The following is a 25,286-nucleotide window of genomic DNA, read 5'->3' as shown; positions in this document are numbered from 1 at the left end:
ATGAGTGATAGGTTGGGATGCTATGACGAAGAAGAAAAATAGAAGGACGGTCAAAATCGCCTGGTCGATCGTAGTAACGATTGCGATTGTATTCGCAGCAGCTCTTTCTTCCCAAAACGATAGTGGAGGGGAGCAAGAAGCAGAGGGGAATGAAGTAAGGGCTACTGAAGAAGTAATGGCTTTCTCCTATGAAGCGGACCACTATTATGCGATTGCGATGAGGCGAGCGAAAGAAGGTCTTGAGGTTCCCCTTGAGGAAGTGACCAATCAAGCGCCAGAACGCACAGGTGGCGAATTAATTCCTCCTTCTCAGAGTAAAAACTATGAGGGGCATGTCACCAGTATTCAAGCTGGGGACAAAATAGTGTTTGACATCAATGTGCCAGTCAGTGGTTTGTATGAAGTGTGGATGGATTATCGTGTAGATGAGCAAACATTTTTAAATCCAGAATTGTCATTGAGAATCAACGACACCAGTCAATTTAATGAGATGAATGCATTGACGTTGCCGCTACAATGGCAGCAAACAAATGATGAAGCCGCTATTCAATTTGACCGTTATGGCGATCAGCTTCAAGTACGATCAGAACTAGCTGGGGAGTGGGCGCAACAACCATTGAAAGACCCAAATCATTTTTTTGCAGAACCATTGAAGTTTGAACTTGAGCAAGGCGCGAATACCTTTTCTTTTGAGGTAAATGAAGGGGTTCTTTTGCTAGGAGATATCATTATCAAAAATACGCAACAATCGATTCCCTCGTACGAAGAATATCTTGCGTTGCATGAAGGAACATCAAGTCAAAATGAACAACAATTGTTGACGATCGAGACGGAAGCGCCTTTGACAAAAAGTCGCAGGAGTATTCGTGGGCAATATCTCCGAAACCCAGCATTGAGCCCTTATGACTATCAAACTCGATTATTGAATGTATTAGATGGTGCTTCTTTTTCAGAACCCGGAGACAAGGTGACGTATCTTTTTGATGTAGAAGAGAGTGGTTTTTATCAGATCACCTTCAAGTATTTACAAAATATGAATAACGGTATGCCTGCTAGAAGACGAATCGAGTTGAATGGCGAAGTTCCATTTGAGGAAATGAGTACCTACACTTTTGATTACGCAAATAAGTGGACGCATGAAACCCTAAGTGATACTGAGGGGAACGCGTATATTTTTTATTTAGAAGAGGGACAGCACACGATGTCTCTTACGATTGATAGCACGTTAGTAGCAGCACCCTATCATGAATTGCTTGCATTACTGGGAAAAATGGATGCCATTGGTGCAGAAGTCGTGCGCTTGACGGGTGGTTTGGTCGATCGTCAAAGAGACTGGCGGATCGAAACTTATTTTCCAGAACTCAAAGCTTCATTAGCAGAGATCCTAGAGGGATTAGAAACACAAAAAGAAGTGCTTATCGATTTATTTGGCAACGAAAAATTGCCCATTTTAACTGAATTAGCCGTGGCTATCTCAATGGTAGAGAGTTTCTATGAACAGCCTGATACATTGCCACATTATTTGACCCGTTTTAATCAAGGGTATTCTTCCGCATACGGAAGGATTCAATCTGTTCTGCCAACATTGATCACTAGTCCGTTATCAATGGATCGCATTTTCATCCACGATGCCAATGCGGAATTACCAAGGGAACGAGCTGGGATCTTTACTACAGCCTTCGAAGGAGTTAAGGCATTTATTTATACCTTCATCAATCCAAGATATAGGCAAGTCAATGAAACTGAGGGAGAAGCAATTGAGGTCTGGGTCAATCAATCACGATTGAACTTGGAGATCATCCAGCGACTGGTTGATGAAGAATTCACACCAAAAACAGGAATCCAAGTGAACTTATCTTTGTTACCAGATGAACAACGAATCATTTTAAATAATGCTGCAGGAAGTGTACCAGATGCTGCTCTCAGTGTCAGTCATGGGATGCCGTTTGAGCTGGGTTTGCGAGGGATCATCGAGGATCTTAGTGCATTGGAGGGATTTGACCAGCTTACTGCTGATTACAATCCGAATTCCTTTACGCAATACATCTATGATGAAGGCGTCTATGCGATTCCAGAAACGCAAACAGTCAAACTGCTATATTATCGCAAGGATCTATTGGAGATGATCGGAGAAGAGCCGCCACAAACTTGGGAAGAAATGATCAGTATCATTCCTTTGTTGCAAAGATACGATATGAATATCTATATTCCTTTAGGATCAGATAGCTCACATAAAGGTTTCGACACGACGACACCTTTTATTTATCAGTACGGCGGCAGACTGTTTGATGACACAGGGAGTCAAACGGAGATTCATTTAGGCGGTGCCTATGAAGCGTTTGATTTTATGACTAGTCTATTTACGGTCTACAATATGCCCTTGACTACTGCACAATTTTATCAGAGCTTTCGGGATGGGAAAACGCCGATTGGGATCGGTGATGCGAACCTGTATGTGCAATTAAAACACGCAGCACCTGAAATCGCTGGACAATGGGGGATGATCCCAATTCCTGGTATAGAAAATGCAGAGGGAGAAATCGAGCGCTGGGACCCTACCTATGGTTCTGCATCGATCATTTTTAGCGATAGTGAGAAAAAAGCAGAAAGCTGGTCATTCTTACAATGGTGGAACAGTAGCGAAACACAGGCGACGTTCTCCTATGATCTGCAGGCGACCTTAGGGCACCAATTCCTTTATCTGCCCGCTAATCTAGAAGGGTTCAAAGCAAGCGCTTGGCCGCAAGAATCAAAGCAAGTGATTTTAGACCAATGGCAATGGATTCAAACCACAGGCAGAGTTCCTGGAGATTATATTGTTGAAAGAGAGCTAAGCAATGCTTGGAACAAAGTAGTTTTAGATGGGGAAAATCCACGAATCGCCATTGATCATGCCGTCGGGATTATCGATAAAGAGTTGGAAAGAAAATTGAGGGAATTTGGGTATATCCAAGAAGATGTCTTGGTCCGACCTTTTAATGTCCCCGTATTAGAAACAATTGAAAGGTGGATACCAAGTCATGATGGGGATAACTAAATCAAGTCAAAAGACAACGAAAAAAGAGCATCGCTGGCTAGATCGTCTGTTGAATTCATCGTTTCTCTTTCTTTCGCCTTATGCACTATTATTCGGTTTACTGATTTTATTGCCTGTTTTAGTCGCTTTTATTTTATCCTTCACCTATTTCAATACCGTTCAATTTCCAGAATTTATTGGTTTTCAAAACTATATTGATTTGATCATGGGGGATACGATCTTCTTGCAAAATGCACTGATGAATACGATCTTGTATGGGGTGATCGTCGGTCCAGTAGGCTATATGTTGGCTTTTTTCCTCGCGTGGAATATCTCGCAAGTCACGCATCGGATGCGAACCATATATACGGTGATCATTTACTCGCCTTCAATTACGGGCTCTATTATGATGGGGACGGTTTGGCGTGTTTTATTCAGTGGCGATGAGACTGGCTACTTGAATCATTGGCTTTTAGAATGGGGGATCGTTCGAGAACCGATTCAGTTTTTGCAGCAGCCTACGATTTTATTTGTCATTATGATTTTTATCGGGATTTGGAGTAGCATGGGAGTCGGCTTTTTAGCCATGTTAGGTGGTCTATTGAACATTGATCGTTCACTTTATGAAGCAGGAAGTATTGATGGTGTGAAAAATAGATGGCAAGAAGTTTTCTTTATTACAATTCCTTCTATAAAACCTCAAATGTTGTTTGGGGCAGTCATGGCCATCGTTGGCACGTTTAACACAGCTGGATTGGCGGCGGCTTTGAGTGGTGGAAATCCACCTCCGCAATATTCCGGTTGGTTGATCGTTGATCATGCGCAAGACTTTGGCTTTACACGGTATGAGTTAGGCTATGCGTCAGCCGTCACAGTTGTGCTACTACTTATTGTAGTCCTATTTAATCGTGTCAGCTATAAGCTGTTTAGTGAAAACTAAAATTATTATCTAGAGAGTGGTGAAAAGATGTCGAGTCCCGTTAAAGTGAATCCACAACGATTTCATAAAGACCAAACGAAGATCCACGTACTTTTGATCTTCGTTTCACTGATCATGGGGTTACCAGTGATCTTTATAATTAATCATGCATTTAAACCATTTACCGAGTTATTTGCTTATCCGCCGACTTTTTTTGTTCGGCAGCCTACATTAGAAAATTTTCAGCTCTTGACCAATTTTTCCAATCAATCCGGTATCCCAATGAGCCGTTATTTGTTCAATAGTTTATTCGTAGCGTTCACGTTGATTGTCTTGACGTTGTTGATCAGCTCCTCCGCTGCCTTTGCACTATCTAAGCTGCATTTTAAAGGCAAGAAGACCTTTAACAAAATCAATACTTTGGCGCTTATGTTTGTGCCTGTTGCGGTGGCGATCCCGCGGTTTTTGATCATTGTTCAATTAGGACTTTACAATTCGATTTGGGCACACATTATTCCAATGTTAGCAATGCCTGTCGGTTTGTTTTTGTTGAAGCAGTTTATTGACCAAATCCCAGATTCCTTGATTGAAGCGGCCAAAATGGATGGGGCAAGCTTTGCTCGAATTTATTGGAGTATCATCATGCCGATGATCAAGCCCGCGCTGATCACGGTTTCATTACTGACGTTTCAGTCGGTGTGGGGCAATGTAGAAGCTTCCGCTATTTTTATGGATAGTGAAGCCATCCGAACGCTTCCTTTTTACATGTCGACTCTTTCTTCACAAACTGGAAATGTTGTCGCTAGTGCAGGAGTGGAAGCGGTCGGGGGACTTATCATGTTTGTACCGAATTTGTTATTGTTTATCATTTTGCAAAATAAAGTCATGAATTCGATGGCGCATACGGGGATCAAGTGATATGAAAAAGAAGACGATGCTTATTTTATTGGCGCTGCTCTTGGCAACTTTAGTACCGGAATCAGTTCTTGCCCAAGAAGTACCCTATTTCACCTTCACTACAGATAGTGAAAATTACTTTCTACGGACGCAAACGGCCTATACACCTGCAAAAGAAATCACCACCTTTGATGGGCGATCCTTTGTCGAACCTAATCATGTTTTCGTTGATCGCGAAGACAATGTGTATATTTCTGATATAGGGTTGAATCAAGTCATCATTCTTGATAAAGAACTGTCCTATCAAGGAGTTTTAGCTAGCGAAGAATTGGTTGAAGTGCAAAGTACCTTCGTCACAGATGAGATTATTTACGCAGTAGATACGAGCCAAAATAAAATCTTTTTATATGACAAAGAGACGCATGAATTCTTACAAGAAATCGGTACACCAGACGCACCCGTATTCAATGAAGGCTACCCTTTCTTACCGACGCATCTAGCGGTTGATATGCGAGGAAACCTCTATATCCGAGGCTCTGAATCAAGCAACGGCTTGATCATGCTGAATCGCGCTGGAGAGTTCGTTACCTTCTTTGGTGCCAACCCTTTAAATGTTCCACTGTTAGATCAGATTCGTTCTTTCTTTTTAACAGAAACGCAGCAACAAGCAATGGAAACTGTTTTTCCAAATATTATCGCTGATGTGAGTATCGATCAAAAAGGATTTGTTTATACGGTGACTTCTTCATTGGCAGCGGGAGCGATAAAAAAGTTTAATGTCGCAGGAACCAATTATTTTCCGGATGATCTGTTGGGGGAATTTAATATGGAAAGTATTTGGGTCGGTCAACAAGACAGCGTCTATGCCGTTTCCTCAGATGGTTGGATCTATGAATATGATGCGCAAGGACAGTTGCTCTTCGTGTTTGGAGGCAATGATGTGATCTCTAGTCGTTTCGGGATTTTAAGTCGTCCTACGAGTATCACAGCCACCTCAGACAATGAACTGATCATCGTCGATCAAGGAGCATCTTCCTTGGTAAAGTATGAACGTACTCGTTTTACAGAAGCGGTTCATCAAGCCATGAGTAGTTATCAGCAAGGGGAATACCGAGTGAGCCAAGAGCTTTGGGCGTATACCTTGAATTATAATTCCGTTTTCGATAACGCACGGATTGGATTAGGCAATGCCTATTTACGAGAAGGTGACGCTCAGTCAGCTTACCAGGAATTTATGAGTGCTGAGTTTACCCCTGGAATATCGGCGGCTTTTTGGGAAATTCGGCAAGATTGGTTGAGTGCCAATTTAAATACCTTGTTTGTCCTGATGATGGTTGGCTTTCTCCTATGGAGCATATGGCGATTGTTAAAGAAATTTAGTCGCCGTTCTCTTTCGTTAAGTCATAAACTTCAATGGATGAAAAAGTACAAACTTGTCGATAATTTCTTGTTTATTTTTGAGTTTCATCAAGCGATTTTTGATGGAATCTATACGATCAAACGTCGCAATCGGGTATCAGTGTTTTTCTCTATGATTCTCTTTTTTCTCTATATTGTTTTGTTTCTGAGCTATCATCAATGGACAAATGTAATTTTTGTAGCAAACAATCAATATCTATTATATGAACTAGCACTCCTCATTTTTTTAGTCTTATTATGGGTAGTATCAAATTATTTGATTTGCTCGATCAATGATGGGGAAGGTACGTTTATCCAAAGTGTAAATGGAACTGCTTATGCGATGACACCACTATTATTTGTTTTTCCAGTCGTTATTCTTTTGAGTAATGGTCTTACCTTAGAACAAAGTGTCTTTTTCTACCTTCCACAAGCAGTTACAGGACTTTGGATCTTATTTCTACAATTTTTTGTGATCAAAGATCTTCACAACTATGACGTAGGCGAGACGTTTTCGATCATCTTTAAAAGTATTTTTACCATGTTGATTATTGGGCTATGTGTCTTTGTCCTGTACACATTAGGTAGCCAGCTTGTCAACTTTATTCTAGATGTGATAACTGAGGTGAGTGCCCGATGAAAAAAAAATGGCTGACTTATATACTAATTTTACCAGTAATTGCTTTCCTGGTTGTTTGGCTGATCAGTCCGAAAGAAGAAAAGCCCAGAATCGAGCCGATAATGAACGATTTTCAGGCAGTGACAGTTAACACAGCAGCAAAAGCTTCTGAGGAAAGCTATGATGTACCGTCTGAAATTCCAGCTTCTTTTCGGTTAGTAGCTGAAAATGAGCAACTGATGTTGTATGTCGAAGAAGAGACGGCGGCTATCATCGTCTTTGACAAGGTGAACGGCGAGCAATGGACTTCCTATGACTATCAAGCAGATTATGTTGAGATGCAATATAGTCAAGAAATCGTCAATTATATCAAGTCTGGTGTTTCAATCGTTACGTATGATCGCGCAACACCAGGACGACGGACACTCATGGATTCGGGTGTCACGAAAGAATACCAGTTTCACGAGAGTGGTTTTGTTGCCAGTATTGATTTTACTTCACAAAAGATTCGTTTTGAATTGAAGGTCAGTATTCAAGGTGGCGATCTTCTTGTTCATATTCCCAAGGAAAGTGTTGAGGAGTACAATGAGCATCTCTGGCAACCAGGAAACAATAATATTTCACTGAATCAACTGATCTTGTATCCATTTTTCGCTAGTACAGAAGGTGAAGAAACAGGGTATCTAGTTGTACCCGATGGTCCAGGGGCAATCATTCGCCTAGACGAGACCCCAAGATCTCTGGTCGGGTATTCTGCTCCTGTTTATGGCTTAGATCAGGGGTATGAAGACAATCCTCGAGGAGGCGCTTACCCGTCAAAGCCAATTGAGCTTTTGACGTTACCGATCTATGGTGTGATTAAAGAAGAGAACACCGCTGGCGTGTTAGTTATTTCTGAAAACGGAGAAAGCTATGCCACGTATAACTATCGACCCAAAAATACAGATACGCATTTTTATCAATCCTATTTTACTTATACCTATCGTACCGCTTATTCACAATTTCAAAGTCGGATCAATGAAGATCAACATATCTTAGGCTTTCAAGAACTTCCCAATGATTTTGATGTCGTGCAACGCTATGTTTTCTTGCGAGAAGATGAGGCGAATTATGTTGGTCTGGCAAAAAGTTATCGAAGCTTTATTGAACAGGTTGGAGAGACCAAAGAAAAAGCGACACCTGTTCAATCGATGCCTGTGAAAATTGATTTCTTAATGAATGAAGTAAAGCTGGGAAATTTGGGGATTGAGGAGGTAGCGCTGACAGATCATCTGCAAGCACAAGCAATCACAGAGCAATTACTAGAAAGTGGCATCGATCAGTTAACGGTCACTGCTAAATCGTTTTTACAAGATCGCTGGGCATATGGCATTGGCCCGCAAAAAGACCTAAAGAATAACCAAGACTTTCAAGCGTTGTTGGCAACCTTTGATGAGCATGAGATCGCTTTTAACTTTTATGTGGATTATACGAAATCTTATCATAATGCAAGCAATCAGCAAACGTATAAATTAAATAGGAACGATTTTCAGTTTTTTGATCCAGAAAAGGCAACCCTCAATTATATGAATAGTCCTTACTCCTATGCTTCATCATTAGAGAAGGACTTAACGACACTCGCTGAGCTTGAGGGCGTGAGTCTGGCTTTGGCTGGTTTCGATCACAATTTGTTTACTTTTTTTGAAGACCGTCAGATCCATAGCAGCCTGGTGACGATGACAAGTGTCAAACAGTTGCTTGAGCGATTGGAGGAAGCTGAGGTAGCAGCGAATATGTATCGACCAAATGCGTATCTTTTCCCTTACCTCGATGATTATTATGATACGCCTATCTATTCTTCAGGGTTTGTTTTTATTGATGAAACGATTCCATTGTTGCAACTGATTTTAAGTGGACATGTTGAGATGTATGCCACCTATCTGAATAGTGTTTCCCATGACCAAGATACCCTTTTGCGACTAATCGAATTTGGTGTTTATCCTGCATTCGTCTTGACGGGGGAACCAGCATACAAAATGAAAGGTACCGGTGCAAGTGCAATCACTGTTTCTGAATATGAGTATTTAGCAGAACGAATCACCTTTTATTATGAGGCAATGAACGAAGCCTTGGCAGGTGTCAGAGGAAGTGAGATGATCGGCCATCAACGCTTAGCAGAGGGGGTCGTTCAAGTAACCTATGCCAATCAAAAGACACTAACGATTAATTATAATGAAACGACCTTTGATACAGGGGAAGTCACAGTAGAAGGAAAGGGGGTCGTTGTTCGATGAAATTATCCATGCAAAAGAAAAAGAAGTTAACAGGGTTGCTTTTTGTCAGTCCTTGGATCATTGGGTTTCTGACGTTAGTCGCCTATCCGCTTAGTCGAACGATCTTCTTTAGCTTCCATAACGTCTCCTACGGGATTCGTTCAGGCTGGCGTTATAATTGGGTCGGTTGGGAGAATTATGACCGAATCTTGTTTCAAGATATTGACTTTGTGATCGCCTTGCAAGACTTTTTTGTGGCTACCTTATTTCAGGTACCCGTGATCATCGCCTTATCCGTGATTATCGCTATGCTATTGAACCAAAAAATCCGTGGTAATTGGTTCTTTCGTCTGATCTTTTTTCTACCTATTATCATCTTAAGCGGCAAACTGATGACCATGATCAGTGAGTATGGTGGAACAGGAATTGTGGCGAATCTCGTGATTCTCGATATTTTAGAACTTTTTATTCCTTCACAAGCGGTTGTTCTACTGATTGCAGAGCTATTTGAAATGATTGCGCAACTGCTATGGTATTGTGCAGTTCCAGTATTGATTTTTCTAGCATCCTTGCAAAATGTCAACCCGAGTATCTATGAAGCTGCATCGATCGACGGCGCCTCTTCTTGGGTCAGTTTTTGGAAAATCACTTTACCGATCATTTTTCCGTTGATCAATGTCGCTGTCGTGTTTATAGTCGTTTTTTTAGCAAATTTCGAAGCAAATCCAATAGTTTCCATTATATTAGAATCCACTTATGACGGGGCTAGAAGAGAAGGCTATGCATCAGCGATCGCTATATTGTACACACTGTTCCAATTTTTAATGATTGGTATTTTGTATACGATCATAAAAGAGCGCAAGAAAAGTAAGGCGGGTTAAGAACATGATGATACGACGAAGAGGAAATACCCATAGAATGAAAAAAATGATACTGGGAACGAATGTTACAAATGGTTTACTAGGGAAAATCGCCATATATGCAATCTTGATCGTGCTGAGTTTTGTCTTTATCTTTCCCTTGATCAATATGATAACGGTTGGATTGATGTCAAATTTAGATTTGGCAGATCACTCGATCGAATGGATCCCTTCAGAATTTTATTTAGAAAATTTTCGTCTGACCTGGCGAGCGTTGCGACTGCCAGGGAGTTATTTCACTACTGTACTGGTTGCAGGGGTCTCCACCGTGTGCTTGATGCTCTCATCTGCGCTGATTGCGTATGGCTTAGCTCGCTTTCAAGTTCCCTTTAAATTTCTGATCTTTTCATTGCTTTTATTTACCTATCTAGCACCCAAAGTATTGTTTTTTATTCCACGATACCAACTCTTTACTACGTTTGGGTTAAGTGGAAATATGGGTGCGTTGATCTTCCCAGCTCTAATGGGGCAAGGGGAACAAGCTGCTTTATTTATTTTGATCTTCTATCAGTTTTTCAAAATGATTCCAACGGCATTAGAAGAAGCCGCCTTTCTAGATGGTTCAGGAGCCTTTAAGACGTTTTATAAGATTGCCTTACCGATGGTGAGACCTGCATTTGTAATTGTCGGGATCTATGCTTTTGCATTGTATTGGAATGAAACGTTGTTGACTTCTTTTTATCTTGAAGGAAATATTCAAACCACACCTATGCTACTCAATTCATTGGAGAGTCAATTTAACAATGTCGTCAATAACACTGCGACCCTAGGGGATCCGGGAACCAATCCAAATCTTAGTTATACGGAGGCAGTGGCATATTCGGGAACGATCTTGAGCATTTTTCCGTTGATATTCTTCTATGTTTTTGTTCAGAAATGGTTTGTGGAAAGTATCGACAAGTCAGGAATCACGGGAGAATAAGAGGTAATCGTAGCTCTATTTTCCCTTTTATTCTTGCTTTGACGATAGCTAGAGGACGTTTTTACTTCTTCTAACTATCGTTTTTTCTTCAATATTTGTTAGAATAGAAGAGAAATAAATGGCTATGAATGCTAATGAGATAAAAGTAGCAAGCTTTTTCATTTGATCAGAAGCAACGGATACTAAAGCACACAAAAGGAGATTTGAGATGGCTGCGACTATAAAAGATATTGCTCGAGAGACAGGCGTTTCGATTGCCACTGTTTCGAGAGTGCTGAATAATATTGGCGGGTATAGCAAAGAAGTTGAAGAGCGAGTCCTTTCGGCAGTTAAAATGCTAGGATATCGCAAAAATGAGACTGCCATCAGTTTAGTGACCAAAACAACTAAGACGGTGGGAATCATTATGCCAAATTCTGATACTTCTTTTTATGTGAAAATCATTGAAGGAATTGAAGAAGAAGCACACGCAAGAGGATTTAGCGTGATCGTGACCCATGCAGGGATCGGGGGAGAAGGCTTCCAGAAGAGTTTGGATCTCATGGCTGAACGTAGAGTGGATGGCATTATTGTGTTTTCCATTTTTTTATCAAAGTACGATTTGGCACCAATCGAAAGCTTGAATATCCCGATTGTACTCGTCTCAAGTACGGACACAAACAACAAAATTCCTTCCATAAAAGTGGATGATTATTTGGCAGCGTATACGGCGGTTGACTATTTGATCAAACAGGGACATGCGAATATTGGGCTGGCAGGATTAAGCTATGATGATGAGAATACGAGTGTACCGAGGATCAAGGGGTATATTGATGCCTTAGAGAAGAATCAGATCCCCGTTAAAGAACAATTTATTGAGTATGGGTACTTTGGTTTTCAATCTGGGCGACGAGCAATGAGTGCGTATTTGGAAAGAAAAGAACCGATTACAGCGGTCTTTTGTGCAAGTGATGAAACAGCATTGGGAATCATCTCCATTTGTTACGAAAACCATATCGTCGTACCAGATGATCTTTCAGTCGTTGGTTATGATAATTCCCGTATTGCCGCAATGGTCAGTCCGCCACTGACTACCATTTCACAGCCCTTTCATCAGATGGGAAAACTGGCTTGTTTGAAACTGCTTAATTGTGTACTTAATGGGAAAAAGATCACCTCTGAGATCATCCCTTTCGAATTGATCGAACGTAAATCAGTAAAAAAGAACCGTGAAAAATTGCAAGAAACCCGTCCCTGAGAGCAGATGATCAGGGCGGGTTTTTCTGTGGAGGAAGAAAAGACCATGTGTATGTTATCAAGGGAAGATTTAATGCTTTTTACACGAGTGAGATAGTCAGTGAAGGGAATGGTGATGCTTTAGCAGTTATTCCTCAATTTCAATCCCCAAGACAGTTAGGTGACCGTTTGCCACTAGTTTGATGACGAGCTTTGCTAAATGGTCGGCGTGCATCGTTGTTTCTGCCGTTAGCCACCAATGCAGCGTGCCAACAAATATTGAGGTCATATAATCAATGATGAAGTCTAAGGGCACTTCAAGATCGCCTTCTGTAATCTTCAAGGTTGAAAAGATCTCTTGATACCGTTCCGTTAAAATCAGCCCCAGTTTTTTACGAATGATCTCAATGGCAGAGGCATCCATGATCGTCAAATAAAAAGAGCGATTCTTTTGAATGTGTAAAAAAAGTTCGGTCATGGCCGCTTCGATTTTACGGATCTTGATTCGATTGCCTTGGACGAAATCTTCAAAGTCAAGGATCGAGGTAAAAGATTCGACGGCCAAGTCAAATATTTTTTCATACAAGTCTTGCTTGTCTTTGTAATGGGCATAGAAGGTCGCGCGGTTGATCATGGCTTCGTCTGCGATATTTTGGACAGTCACTTGCTCGAAGCCTTTTTCTTCAACTAAGCGAATAAAGGCTTCAATAATGTACTTATTGGTTCGTTTGACACGTAAATCCAATTTTTTCATATTGTGAATTTCCTTTCAAAATAAACGACAAAAAACGTCTAATTGTTGTTTATCCCACACCTTCGTTGGAATTGTTTGTTGAATTATCAATCAAAAGAATTACAATGAACATAAGTATTATAACAAACGGCTTGTTAGATAATCAACAAAGTGTTGTTTAGATGGAGGCAACAAATGAAAAAATATAAGGCGGGCATCGATGTCGGTTCAACAACGGTCAAGATGGTTCTGTTAGATGAACGCAATCAAACGTGTTTTTCAAGGTATGAACGACACTATGCAGACATCCAAAAGGCAGCGGAAAAAATTATTAAAGAAGCGCAAGCAGTAATCCAAGATCAGCCAGTTGCGCTGGCGATTACCGGATCAGGCGGAATGGGGCTGGCAGAAGTTTTGCGGATCCCTTTTGTCCAAGAGGTCATCGCTTGTACCAAAACAGTCGAGACAGTGATCCCAGAAACGGATGTGGCGATCGAATTAGGCGGTGAAGATGCGAAGATCACCTTTTTTGAAGGTGCGTTGGAGCAGCGGATGAATGGTAGTTGTGCCGGTGGGACCGGTGCGTTTATTGATCAGATGGCGGTTTTATTGAAAACGGATGCCAATGGGGTCAATGAGCTAGCCAAGGGATACCAAACCCTTTATCCGATTGCCTCACGCTGCGGGGTCTTTGCCAAAACTGATGTGCAGCCGCTGATCAATGAAGGAGCGGCAAAAGCGGACATTGCTGCGAGTATTTTTCAAGCGGTGGTCAATCAAACGATTGCTGGCTTAGCAGCTGGTCGTAAAATCAAAGGCAAGGTAGCCTTCTTAGGCGGTCCACTGACGTTTATGTCGGAATTGCGTCAACGATTTATCGATACGTTGAACCTGCAAGAAGCAGATATCATTTTTCCCGAGAACCCAGAACTGTTTGTGGCGATGGGGGCTGCACTGTATGCAGAAGAAGCGCAGCAGCTTTCTGTACTATGCGACCGCTTAGCCAATGAAGAAGACGGCACACTTGCGCCAACAGATACGCTAGATCCTTTATTCAAAGACGAAGCAGAACTGGCTGCTTTTCGTGCCCGCCATGCCCAAGCGGTTGCTGCAGAAAAACCTTTGTCGGAGCATAAAGGTGCTGCTTATTTGGGTATCGATGCTGGATCAACGACAACGAAAGTCGTCTTGATCAATGATGCAGGGGATTTGTTGTTTTCTTTTTATGGCAACAATGAAGGCGAGCCGTTAGCGACAACGATGGCGGTTTTACAAGAGCTTTATCGTCAGATGCCTTCTGACGTTTACATCGCAAAGTCAACGATCACAGGGTACGGTGAGCATCTGATCAAACATGCACTGAAGGTCGATATCGGTGAAGTCGAAACGATGGCCCATTACAAAGCTGCTAAACATTTCCAGCCAGGGGTTGATTTTATCCTGGACATTGGTGGGCAAGACATGAAGGCGATGACAGTCAAAGACGGTGCACTTTCTTCGATTCAGCTAAATGAAGCCTGTTCGTCAGGATGTGGCTCGTTCATTGAGACCTTCGCCAAATCCATGAATCAGGATGTCAAAGAATTTGCGCTGGCAGCGACAAAAGCCCAAGCGCCGGTTGACCTGGGTTCGCGTTGTACCGTCTTTATGAACTCAAAAGTCAAACAGGTCCAAAAAGAAGGAGCCTCTGTTGGCGACATTTCGGCTGGCTTGTCTTACTCGGTCATAAAGAATGCTATCTATAAAGTGATCAAGGTTCGGCGCCCCGAAGATCTTGGCGAGAAAATCGTCTGCCAAGGAGGGACTTTCTATAATGAAGCGGTTCTGCGCGCCTTTGAATTGATCAGCGGCCGTGAAGTCGTACGACCATCGATCGCTGGCTTGATGGGCGCTTATGGGGCGGCGTTGATCGCGTTAGAAGAAGCGGCGATCGACGATGTCAGTACGTTGTTGTCTCCTGCAGAAATGGCCGATTTTCAAGCAGAAAAAGAATTTACAAATTGCGGTCTTTGCGAAAACAATTGTTTATTAACCGTGACCCTCTTTTCGGATGGTCGAAAATTCATTACGGGGAATCGCTGCGAACGTGGTGCGCGGATCAAAATCAAAAAAGAAGACCGCAAAGTCAATCTCGTGGATGAAAAATACCGCCGCTTGTTCAAGTACCGTTCTTTGCGTAAAAAAGATGCCCTCCATGGGGAAATCGGCTTACCAAGAGTGTTGAATCTTTATGAAAATTATCCGCTATGGCATACCTTTTTCACCCAGTTAGGGTTTCGAGTAACCTTGTCGCCGCGTTCTAATAAAGAACTATATGAGCAAGGGATCGAAACGATTCCTAGCGATACCGTTTGTTACCCAGCCAAACTAGCCCATGGACACATCCAAGCACTGATCGATCAAAACATACCGTTGATCTTTTATCCAGGAGTCATTTTTGAGCGAGTAGAGAACACTGCCGCTGAAAATCATTTTAACTGTCCAATCGTACAAAGCTATCCAGAAGTGATTCGTAACAACGTCGATGCGATTCGTGAAGGGGCGGTTGACTACCGCTGTCCATTTTTAAATCTGGCAGATGAAGCCTCAATGGTCAAAACCTTAATGGGGACGTTTCAAGATTTTGGTTTTTCTGAAGACGAAATTGCCCAAGCGCTGCGCAGCGGCTTCGAGGAACTAGATCAGTTCAAAGCAGATATTGCGCAACGGGGAGAAGAAACGCTGCGAATGCTGATGACGACCAACCAAAAAGGAATCGTTTTATCTGGAAGACCGTATCATTTGGACCCTGAAATCAACCATGGGATAGCGGAAGTCATTACCCAAGAAGGCTTTCATGTACTGACCGAGGACAGTATTGCTCATTTAGCAAATGTCGGCGATCTGCGGGTCGTGGATCAATGGGTCTATCATTCACGGTTGTATGCGGCTGCACGAGTGGTGGCGAAAAACAAGCAGTTGGAATTGGTTCAATTAAACTCCTTCGGCTGCGGGATCGATGCAGTGACCACCGATCAAGTCGAAGAGATCATGGCGCAATATGGCAAGCTGTATACGGTGTTGAAAATCGATGAGGGTGCAAACCTTGGAGCGATTCGGATTCGGTTACGTTCCTTGAAAGCAGCAGTCAACGAACGGGATAAACAGCACTTTGTTCCTAAAAAGCAATACGAGGAACCAGCAAAGATTATTTTTACCAAGGAAATGCGCAAGCAGCACACGCTCTTATTGCCGATGTTGAGTCCCATCCATCAAAGCGGATTAGTAGATGTCGCTTTGCAGGCTTCTGGGTATCAAGTGGTCTGTCTGCCCAGTGAAGATCGAGAAGCAGTCAATGTCGGTTTGCGCTTTGTCAATAACGATGCCTGCTACCCGGCCATCATTTCCATTGGACAGCTGGTAGAAGCGTTACAAAGCGGGGAATATGACGTCGAAAACACCAGCGTATTGATGACCCAGACGGGCGGTGGGTGTCGCGCAACGAACTATATTCCCTTGTTACGTAAAGCATTGAACGATGCAGGATTTCCGCAAGTACCGGTGGTATCTATTTCGATGGGCAATACTGGTGTTGAATCAAATCCTGGCTTTCGCTTTACCTTGCCGATGATGAAACGCTTGGCGGTGGCATTTTTATACGGAGATCTCTTTGAACGAGTCGTTTATCGCACCCGTCCATATGAGCAAGAAGCAGGGGCTGTCGATCGGCTCCACCAAGAATGGCTGGAAAAAATTGCCAAAAATGTCCGCAATGGCTCCTTCAGCCTCTTTAATCGCAATATGAAGAAAATCATTCAAGACTTTGATCAAGTGCCGTTAAATGCTATCAAGAAGCCACGTGTCGGTGTCGTGGGAGAGATTTTAGTGAAGTATTCACCGACTGCCAATAATGATGTCGTTCGCCTGTTAGAAGCAGAAGGAGCGGAAGCGGTCGTACCAGATATTGTCGGCTTCATGAATTATTCCCTCTACAATCAGATTTGGCGCTACGAGCATTTGGGGATGGCGAAGAAAAGCAAAATGATCGCTGATTTTGCGATCATGGCGATTGAACGGCTCCAAAAACCAATGGATAAAGCGTTGCGGGCGTCAACGCGCTTTGAGGGCATTCATTCGATCTATCAGCTTGCCGAGCAAGCGAGCGAGATTGTTTCCATCGGCAATCATACGGGAGAAGGCTGGTTCTTGACCGGTGAGATGATCGATCTGTTGGAAAATAATGTCAACAATATCATTTGTCTGCAACCATTTGGCTGTCTGCCTAACCATGTAGTAGGAAAAGGTGTTATGAAAGAATTACGTCGTCAATACCCACAGGCGAACATTGCAGCGATTGATTACGATCCAGGTGTTTCGATCGTCAATCAATTGAATCGCATTCGCTTGCTGATGGCCACTGCTAATAAAGCGCTGGCTGAATAAATTCTCAAGCCAGCGACCGAACCAATTTAAAAGCAAAGAGACTGCTCTTGTTTGGACAATTTGTGATAACTTCTTTTTCTGCCTATAAAATGGGGAAAGAGTTCGCACAAATTGAGAAAAACTGAGCAGTTTTTCCTTTTTTTATTAGCTATTTAGGTATATACCAGTTATAATAGGAGGGGAACGGAGGAATGTGTAGTGGTGGAAAAATTACCTGTTTATATCCAGATTCATGATCAAATCAAAGCCAATATCGAAAACAATACATACAAAATCGGGGATCGTCTGCCTTCAGAACGGGAGTTGTCAAAACAATTCGGCGTGAGTCGCATGACGTTGCGGCAAGCGATCCAAACCTTAGCGGATGAGGGGATTCTTGAGCGCAAAATCGGTTCTGGCACTTATGTGGCTCGCCAAAAAGTACAAGAGAAAATGACGGGCACGACGAGTTTTACCGAAATTATGAATTCTCTTGGTCGTAAGCCTTCCAGCAAAGCGGTCGCTTATTTCTTGACGGCACCTAGCTCCAGTGAGATGGAAAAGCTGCAATTAGAAGGACACGAAACGATTTTACGGATGGAGCGGATTCGGTATGCGGATGATGTGCCGATCTGTTTTGAAGTAGCGAGTATCCCTGAAAAGTTTATTCATGACTTTAGCAAGGAGGAGATTATCTCTTCCCTCTATAAAGTGTTGGAAGAAAAAGGACAGCGGAAAATTGGCGGCGCTTCGCAAACGATCTCAGCTATGGTCGCTTCCGAGCAAATTGCTGATTACTTACAAATCAAACGCGGCGATGCGATTTTACGTATGCGGCAAATCACTTCATTTGAAGATGGACAACCATTTGAATATGTGCGCACCCAATATGTCGGCAATCGTTTCGAATTTTATATGGAAAAATAAGCTGCCTGAGACGGCTGGAAACAAAAAAGACGCGAAAAAGCCGAAAGGACACTGCGAGCATACGTGCTGTTGCTCCGCATCGGTCAATTCGGTTTTTCAACGATTGGGCGTTCCTGCATTCGCTGCAGCAAGCGGCATTAGAGTCCGCGCTTTGAGGAAAAAAGCAAACCTGACAGGGTGCTTGCCCTGCGTAGTTACTCGGTTGGCTCCTCAATGAGGCGCTCTACATATTCGGTCTTGCCTTTGTTTAGCTGCACTTGCCCTTGCAGCAAATCAATCAAAGCGGCTTCTTGGTCGGCAAGCGTTGCTTCGGGAATCATTAAGGTAACAACGATTTTCTCGGTATAAGCAATGTCTTTTACGTAGATGTTCTGCAGTTCTAAATAGTTTTGCAGCTTACCTAAAAGGGGATAATCAATGGTCAATGCAAGCTCTTGATGCAAAACGCCTTCGACGATTCCCACCGCTTTGATGCCAGCGGAAGCTGAACTGGAATAAGCGCGGATCAATCCGCCAGCGCCAAGTTTCGTTCCACCGAAGTAGCGGGTAACGACAGCGACCATATTGATCAAGTCATTTTTCTTCAATACTTCTAAAATCGGTACTCCAGCGGTGCCGCTAGGTTCACCATCATCACTGCTGCGTTGGATCTCATGGTTTTCACCCAATACATAGGCGCTGCAATGATGATTCGCCTTCCAATGTTCTTTTTTGAGGGCTTGTATAAACGCTTTGGCTTCATCTTCTGATTGGATTCGTTTTAACGAACAGATGAAACGCGATTTTTTGATTTCTATTTCCGTTTCTCCATCTTGTCGGATCGTTCGATAAGTCACGCGTACGATCGCCTCCTTTATGTTTCTAGTATAGGCAATCGGAAGGAAAGTTACAAATAGAAGAAAGAAAAAGGCACCAACACAGACCTGAAAAAGAGGAGGCAGTTGCTTTGGGTAGACGCAAAAAGTACGATACGATCACGCACTATTTAAAAAACAACGGCGGTTCACAAATTACGTTAACCTTTACCCAGTTTGATGAATTTCTTTTCCCAGCATCCGGTTTGCCCAAAAGTGCCCGCACGAGTACGGATTGGTGGGCAAATGATTACCGACATCCTGAAAACGGGGCCTATGCGTGGCTGAATGCCGGCTATGAGGTAGTCCTCGTCAATTTAAAAAAAGAGTATGTCGTTTTTAACCGTTTAGTAAAATCAAACTGGCTGCTGGATAGAAAGCGTTGACAAATTTCAAACTTGTTCTATACTAGAGATAGGAAATGTTATCTTATTCTTAAAATTCAAGGAGTGTTCGATATGGCGAAAAAAACAATTATGTTAGTTTGTTCTGCAGGAATGAGTACAAGCTTATTAGTAACAAAAATGCAAAAAGCAGCTGAAGCAAAAGGATTAGAAGCAGATATTTTTGCAGTTTCCGCTTCAGAAGCAGATCAACATTTAGAAAGCAAAGACGTAAATGTTTTATTATTAGGACCACAAGTTCGTTTCATGAAAGGCGATTTTGAGAAACGTCTAGCGCCAAAAGGAATTCCTTTAGAAGTAATCAACATGGCAGATTACGGCATGATGAACGGCGAAAAAGTCTTAGATCAAGCTTTGACATTGATCGGCGAATAAGCAAGACCTGCTGTTGAAGCAAACAAGAAACCTGTAATCGGTTCAAGTACTTTTCAAAAAGTACTTGAACCGATTTTTTTGCGTACTTAAAACTGAGGTGTATGTTATGACCAATCAAAAAGGAAGACAATTTTTTGTTTTAGATGAAACAATGAATGTAGGAAAACCCTTTGATTCTCGACCGGCAATGCTCGAGCAGGGGCAGAGAATCGTTTGTCAGCGATGCGGTTCTTCCCACCGCAAGCCGTCGGTGCAATTACCGATAGGCAGCTATTACTGTCCAACCTGTATTCGCTATGGTCGGATCACATCAAATGGGCGACTGGTGATTCAACCTACGGATAGTCCAGCCATTGATCACCACATCGTCTGGCCAGGAGCATTGACGCCGTTTCAGAAAAAAATTTCCCAGCAATTGGTGTCTAATTGTCGACAAAAGCGATCCTCGCTTGTTTGGTCGGTCACGGGTTCAGGGAAGACCGAAATGATCTTTGAAACGATCCGCTACGTTCGGCAAGAAGGTGGTCGAGTGGCGATCGTCTCACCTCGGATCGATGTTTGTCGTGAATTGTTTCCGCGAATTCAGCAAGCATTTCCACAAGAGGAAAGCTTGCTCCTTTATGGAAAATCAGAAGAGTCTTATCGCTACACAAACATCCTTATTGCCACCACCCATCAGCTACTGCATTTTTATTGGAGCTTTCAACTGATCGTGGTGGATGAGGTAGATGCATTTCCCTACGAGGGCGATGCGCAGCTGCGTTACGGATTATACAATGCCTTAGCCAAAAACGGGTGTCTGATCTATTTAAGTGCGACGCCTTCAGAACGACTGCTGCAAGAAATTCGTGGGAAATTCGCTGTCTTGAAAATGCCGCTGCGGTTTCATCAGCGTCCATTGATCGTTCCAAAACCTGTTCATTATAGTCACTGGGCGCAGGCTTATCGCAGAAAACGTTGGCTGCGACCATTGCTGCAGCAGTTGCAGCGGCTGCTTCAAAAAAACTTTGTCTTGGTGTTTTGTCCAAGCATTGCGCTGATGAAGGAAGTAGAAGCGGCTGTCCGCCGACAAGGCACGTCATGGTCTTTGACAAGCGTTTCGTCGCAAGATCAAAAACGGAGCGAAAAAGTAGCGTCTGCTCGTCGACAGATTTACAAGGTGTTGTTTACAACGATGATTTTAGAGCGTGGGGTGACGTTTGAAAACGTCTCAGTCATCGTATTGGGTGCTAATCATCCAGTCTTTACAAAATCGGCGCTCGTGCAAATTGCTGGTCGTGTCGATCGTAAAGGGGCCTATACGGAAGGGGAGGTCATTTTTTTCTACGACCAAATGACGGAAGCGATCCGAAAAGCACTCAACGAAATTAAGGAAATGAACCAATTGGCAAAAAGCTGGCTGACCGATGGTGTGTAGTTGGTGTAAAAGGACTTTTCCTAGAGAACGAACGATCATTGAGGTGTTGGCTCCTTGGCGTATCCCAGAAAATGAATTGTGCCCGCAATGTGCCCAACAGTTTTCAGTGATCGATTGGCGAACCTGCTGCCCTTCGTGTGGAAAAAAAGAAACTGAGTTTTGCAGCGATTGTCTCTATTGGGAAGAAACGTGTCCCATGATACAATTGCAGCACCGAGCGCTATTTGCTTACGATCAAGGAATGAAGGATTGGCTTCACGAATACAAACTGATGGGAAACTATCAGTTGCGGGGGACGTTTGCGCCTGTGATCAAACAGAAACTCAACAGGTTTGACTATGAGTGTTTGATTCCCATCCCACTATCGGCAGAGCGTTACCAACAGCGAGGGTTTAATCAAGTCACCGCTGTGCTGGAAGCCGCCGGAGTCAGATTTCAAGAGTTACTGGAGAAAGTTGTTGATACCGCACCACAGGCACAACGTTCTCGCAGGCAACGATTAGTAGAGGCGCAACCCTTTGCAGTGAAGCCAGATGTAGCGTGTGAAATCAAAGGGAAAAAATTATTGTTGATCGATGATGTGTATACTACCGGTAGAACGTTATATCATGCAGCTGAAGCACTGCAGTCCTTTGGCCCCCAGTCGATTCGTTCTTTTTCTATTGCTCGTTGAAACGTTATTTTGAAAACGCTTAAAGAAAATTGTTCGATTTACTAGGCAAATGACCAAGAGTTCGATATAATAGAGTTAAGAAGAAGAAAAGAGTGGTCCTTTTCCTTCTTTACTGGTAGACGAAAGGGGTAATTTTTATGTTTAGATATAATGTGCGTGGCGAAAATATCGAGGTAACAGAAGCGATCCGTGATTACGTCGAGAAAAAAGTAGGTAAATTAGAACGTTATTTTAATGATGTGCCAGAAGCAACAGCACACGTTAATTTGAAAGTTTATACAGAAAAAACTGCAAAAGTAGAAGTAACGATTCCTTTACCATTCCTAGTTCTACGTGCGGAAGAAACTTCACCTGATCTATATGCTAGTATCGATTTGGTTGTTGACAAATTGGAACGCCAAATCCGCAAATTCAAAACAAAAATCAATCGCAAATCTCGTGAGACAGCGTTGGTTCCGCCAACAGATGGTGATTTGTTCACAACTGAAGCAAACGATGAAGAAACCAATGGTTCTGATTTAGACATCGTACGTACAAAACGTTTGTCTTTAAAACCAATGGATAGTGAAGAAGCTGTTTTACAAATGAACATGCTTGGACACAACTTCTTTATCTTTGAAGATGCGGAAACGAATGGAACGAGCATTGTGTATCGTCGGAAAGATGGTAAATACGGGTTGATCGAAACGGATTAACACGTGTGGGATCCTTTTGGCGACACCCCAAAAAAAGTCTTTTTTGACAGAGTAGCTGATAAGCTGCTCTGTTTTTTTATCTTTTGGAATGAAGCAAGAAATCTTTCTATATAAAAGTTGGCTTTGTTTCTCTTTTGTTTTATTGTGTTATACTATAGATGAAATAATACAGGGAGAGTGAATCATGACTACGTTAGCAGATGTCGCCAAAAAAGCAAATGTTTCCGCAATGACCGTTTCTCGAGTGATCAACCATCCAGATAAAGTGACCGAAGAGCTAAAGCAGCTCGTTCATCAAGCAATGCTAGAACTGGATTATCAACCGAATATTGCTGCCAAATCATTAGTTTCCAAGCGTTCCCATATCATCAAAGTGTATATCTTAGAGGAGATGGACACGACGGAGCCATACTATATGAATTTATTAGTGGGGATCGCTCGTTCCATCGGCAAAGCGCATTATTCGTTGCAGCTGGTTACGACGGATGGGGTGGATCGTGGCCCAGCTGATGGTTGTATCATTACGGGATTTCGCCAAAAGGATATGGACTGGATAAAAAATTTAAAGAAACCCGTCGTTCTATTTGGTGAAAATGAAGCTGGATTCAGCTTTGTTGATAGTGACAACTACCAAGGGATCGTTTCTGCTTGTAAACACGCCCTCGATACTGGCTATCAACACTTGGTCTATATTGGTTTAGAGTTGGAAGAAGCATTTACGAAAAGCCGAGAAAAAGGGTACATAGATACAGTGACAAAAACAGGACAAGCACCAAAAATCCATCGTTTTGAAAACCGTTCTTCTGCAGCCCGCACGTTTATCACAGCACAGAAGGAACAATTTGCGGAAAATACTTGTTTTATTTGTGCGACGGATCGTTTGGCACTAGGCATCAATCAAGGCTTGCAGTCGATTGGCGCGCAGATACCAAAGGATTTTGGGATTGTCGGCTACGATGGGGTATTCTTGGATCAGGTCAGCTCGCCCAAGTTGACGACTATGAAGCAAGCCATCGTTGAGATGGGCGAAGCTTGTGGTGAATTACTGATTCAAAAAATTGAACAGAACGATACGAGCCTGCGACAACAGCGCTTTTTACCGCAACTCGTGGTTCGTGAATCCACAAGGTGAAAAGTTAAGCAAATGGTTGCGCAATTTCTTTTCAATTCCTCAATATCTTAATTTAAAGGCTTTTTCAATTTTTGTTATCGCTAACATTTAGAAAATGTTTGCCATTTTAAGAAACCGGTTGCATAATAGAGTTACAAATTGCAGGAGGTAAACAGGATGAAAGTGAATTGGAAAAAGGCAGCTCTAGGATTAGTTTCAGGAAGTGCGTTGTTAGCGCTTGCGGCGTGTGGCGGCAACGGCGGTAGTACCGATGGTAGTAATGCAGATGCAGGTTCAGGTAGCGATGAAAAAACGATCACGGTCTCTGTAGGCGCAGACTATATTGATTATATCAATGAAGTGAAATCTGACTTTGAATCTGAAAATGATGTCACCATCAACGTTGTAGAAATGGACATGTTCGATCAAATGGATGCGCTTCAACTAGACGGTCCTGCTGGGAAAGGCCCAGATGTTACGATGTCTCCTTATGACCGTGTGGGTCAAGTAGGCTCCCAAGGGCATTTGGCAGAAATGACTTTGCCAGATGATGGACGGTACAGCGATACCGACAAGCAACAAGTGACCATCGATGATAAGATCTATGGCGCACCAGCAATGATCGAAGCGGTTGTCATGTTCTACAACAAAGACTTGATCGATGAAGCACCAGCAACTTTTTCTGATTTAGAAGAACTAGCAAAAGATGATCGTTTTGCAGAAGGCGATGACAATGTTGGTTTCTTAGCTCGTTGGACGGACTTTTATTATACGTATGGTCTATTAGCGGGGCATGGCGGGTATGTCTTTGGTGATGAAGGAACAGATCCATCTGATCTAGGGCTGAACAACGAAGGTTCTGTTGAGGCAATCACGTATGCAACTGATTGGTTCCAAAATGTCTGGCCGCAAGGAATGCTGGATGTATCAGCCAACGAAAACTTGATGTTGGATTACTTCAATCAAGGCAAAACAGCAGCTATCATTTATGGACCATGGGGCGTGAACGGCTTTGAAGAAGCAGGCATCAACTATGGTGTAGCGAAAATCCCAACGCTAAACAACGGCAACGACTATGAAACATTTGGCGGCGGAAAAGCGTGGGTGGTATCTAACTACTCACAAAACAAAGACGTTTCGCAACAATTTGTCGAGTATTTGACCAACGAAGCCAATCAAGAGAAATTGTATGACATGCGTCATGATATTCCAGCGAACATTATGGCTCAAGAAACAGTCGCTGCTTCTGATGATCCAGTAGCAAAAGCAGTGATCGAGCAATACAGTGTTTCACAACCAATGCCAAATATCCCTGAAATGTCTGAGGTTTGGGTAGGGGCTGAAAACATGCTGTTTGATGCAGGTTCAGGCAATATGACTCCTCAAGAAGCAGCGGATAATGCTGCCAAAACAATCGAAGAAGCGATTGAGCAGAAATACTAATAATTAGCCGATTACGGTCTGTCATTCATGTCGACGATTCTATAGAGGATGTTTGTCAAAAGGATTCCTTGCAACGTAGCACGCAAGAAATTGCT

At 42.7% G+C, this 25,286-nt stretch carries 19 protein-coding genes; 17 read left to right on the top strand and 2 right to left on the bottom strand.

Going from position 1 to position 25,286, the window contains the following annotated elements; all coding sequences use genetic code 11:
• The first annotated feature begins 22 nt into the window (after positions 1-22).
• From ACTW1R_RS12305 to ACTW1R_RS12270, 8 genes are all read left to right on the top strand, one after another.
• Positions 23-3,037, top strand: a complete 3,015-nt coding sequence (locus ACTW1R_RS12305) for an extracellular solute-binding protein (protein WP_375826512.1) — start codon at positions 23-25, stop codon at positions 3,035-3,037.
• On the top strand, positions 3,021-3,956 hold the full coding sequence (locus tag ACTW1R_RS12300; RefSeq protein ID WP_271812961.1) for a carbohydrate ABC transporter permease: 936 nt from the start codon (positions 3,021-3,023) through the stop codon (positions 3,954-3,956). Before ACTW1R_RS12305 ends, ACTW1R_RS12300 begins: the two co-directional genes overlap by 17 nt.
• Before the next feature lie 27 nt (positions 3,957-3,983).
• Positions 3,984-4,853: a carbohydrate ABC transporter permease gene (locus tag ACTW1R_RS12295; RefSeq protein WP_270289869.1), complete on the top strand. Its 870-nt coding sequence runs from the start codon at positions 3,984-3,986 to the stop codon at positions 4,851-4,853.
• Between the two features lies 1 nt (position 4,854).
• Positions 4,855-6,870 carry a hypothetical protein gene (locus ACTW1R_RS12290; RefSeq protein ID WP_489927284.1) on the top strand — a complete coding sequence of 672 codons (2,016 nt, stop codon included), beginning with the start codon at positions 4,855-4,857 and terminating at the stop codon, positions 6,868-6,870.
• Positions 6,867-9,122: a DUF5696 domain-containing protein gene (locus ACTW1R_RS12285; protein WP_270289871.1), complete on the top strand. Its 2,256-nt coding sequence runs from the start codon at positions 6,867-6,869 to the stop codon at positions 9,120-9,122. The genes ACTW1R_RS12290 and ACTW1R_RS12285 overlap by 4 nt, the downstream gene beginning before the upstream one ends.
• Entirely contained in the window at positions 9,119-9,982 is an 864-nt protein-coding gene (locus tag ACTW1R_RS12280; protein WP_115232640.1) for a carbohydrate ABC transporter permease, read from the top strand. Before ACTW1R_RS12285 ends, ACTW1R_RS12280 begins: the two co-directional genes overlap by 4 nt.
• Positions 9,983-10,019: 37 nt before the next feature.
• Positions 10,020-10,943, top strand: a complete 924-nt coding sequence (locus ACTW1R_RS12275) for a carbohydrate ABC transporter permease (protein WP_489927283.1) — start codon at positions 10,020-10,022, stop codon at positions 10,941-10,943.
• Between the two features lie 208 nt (positions 10,944-11,151).
• Positions 11,152-12,180: a LacI family DNA-binding transcriptional regulator gene (locus ACTW1R_RS12270; protein ID WP_270289873.1), complete on the top strand. Its 1,029-nt coding sequence runs from the start codon at positions 11,152-11,154 to the stop codon at positions 12,178-12,180.
• A 126-nt stretch (positions 12,181-12,306) separates the two neighbouring features.
• On the opposite strand, the gene ACTW1R_RS12265 is transcribed toward ACTW1R_RS12270, so the two are convergent.
• On the bottom strand, positions 12,307-12,912 hold the full coding sequence (locus ACTW1R_RS12265) for a TetR/AcrR family transcriptional regulator (RefSeq protein ID WP_005228762.1): 606 nt from the start codon (positions 12,910-12,912) through the stop codon (positions 12,307-12,309).
• 174 nt (positions 12,913-13,086) lie between these two features.
• Between ACTW1R_RS12265 and ACTW1R_RS12260 the strand changes: the two genes are divergently transcribed.
• Positions 13,087-17,313, top strand: coding sequence for a 2-hydroxyacyl-CoA dehydratase (locus tag ACTW1R_RS12260; RefSeq protein ID WP_270289875.1), 4,227 nt, complete (start codon positions 13,087-13,089; stop codon positions 17,311-17,313).
• Positions 17,314-17,511: 198 nt separating this feature from the next.
• On the top strand, positions 17,512-18,219 hold the full coding sequence (locus tag ACTW1R_RS12255) for a GntR family transcriptional regulator (protein WP_005228765.1): 708 nt from the start codon (positions 17,512-17,514) through the stop codon (positions 18,217-18,219).
• 194 nt (positions 18,220-18,413) lie between these two features.
• Here the strand turns inward: ACTW1R_RS12255 and ACTW1R_RS12250 are convergent, their stop codons facing one another.
• The gene (locus ACTW1R_RS12250; RefSeq protein WP_086337984.1) at positions 18,414-19,055 is read right to left on the bottom strand and encodes a YigZ family protein; all 642 of its coding nucleotides are present in this window, start codon (positions 19,053-19,055) and stop codon (positions 18,414-18,416) included.
• 110 nt (positions 19,056-19,165) lie between these two features.
• Here ACTW1R_RS12250 and ACTW1R_RS12245 point away from each other — a divergent pair, with 110 nt between their 5' ends.
• The 7 genes from ACTW1R_RS12245 (at position 19,166) to ACTW1R_RS12215 (ending at position 25,191) form a co-directional block, all read left to right on the top strand.
• Complete coding sequence (locus ACTW1R_RS12245) at positions 19,166-19,459, top strand: DUF7662 domain-containing protein (RefSeq protein ID WP_005228767.1); 294 nt, start codon at positions 19,166-19,168, stop codon at positions 19,457-19,459.
• A gap of 72 nt (positions 19,460-19,531) precedes the next feature.
• Positions 19,532-19,852, top strand: coding sequence for a PTS sugar transporter subunit IIB (locus ACTW1R_RS12240; RefSeq protein WP_005228768.1), 321 nt, complete (start codon positions 19,532-19,534; stop codon positions 19,850-19,852).
• A 106-nt stretch (positions 19,853-19,958) separates the two neighbouring features.
• Positions 19,959-21,269, top strand: coding sequence for a DEAD/DEAH box helicase (locus ACTW1R_RS12235; protein WP_086337985.1), 1,311 nt, complete (start codon positions 19,959-19,961; stop codon positions 21,267-21,269).
• Positions 21,259-21,942: a ComF family protein gene (locus ACTW1R_RS12230; RefSeq protein ID WP_010749781.1), complete on the top strand. Its 684-nt coding sequence runs from the start codon at positions 21,259-21,261 to the stop codon at positions 21,940-21,942. The genes ACTW1R_RS12235 and ACTW1R_RS12230 overlap by 11 nt, the downstream gene beginning before the upstream one ends.
• Positions 21,943-22,079: 137 nt before the next feature.
• Positions 22,080-22,637, top strand: coding sequence for a ribosome hibernation-promoting factor, HPF/YfiA family (hpf, locus tag ACTW1R_RS12225; RefSeq protein WP_005231866.1), 558 nt, complete (start codon positions 22,080-22,082; stop codon positions 22,635-22,637).
• Positions 22,638-22,821: 184 nt separating this feature from the next.
• Entirely contained in the window at positions 22,822-23,769 is a 948-nt protein-coding gene (locus ACTW1R_RS12220; protein ID WP_005228774.1) for a LacI family DNA-binding transcriptional regulator, read from the top strand.
• 156 nt (positions 23,770-23,925) lie between these two features.
• Complete coding sequence (locus tag ACTW1R_RS12215) at positions 23,926-25,191, top strand: extracellular solute-binding protein (RefSeq protein WP_015510171.1); 1,266 nt, start codon at positions 23,926-23,928, stop codon at positions 25,189-25,191.
• Positions 25,192-25,286: the final 95 nt, after the last annotated feature.

This window comes from Enterococcus sp. R12, assembly GCF_058135755.1.
Note: the sequence above shows the minus strand (reverse complement) of the source record. Positions and strands in the feature narration are given on the sequence as shown.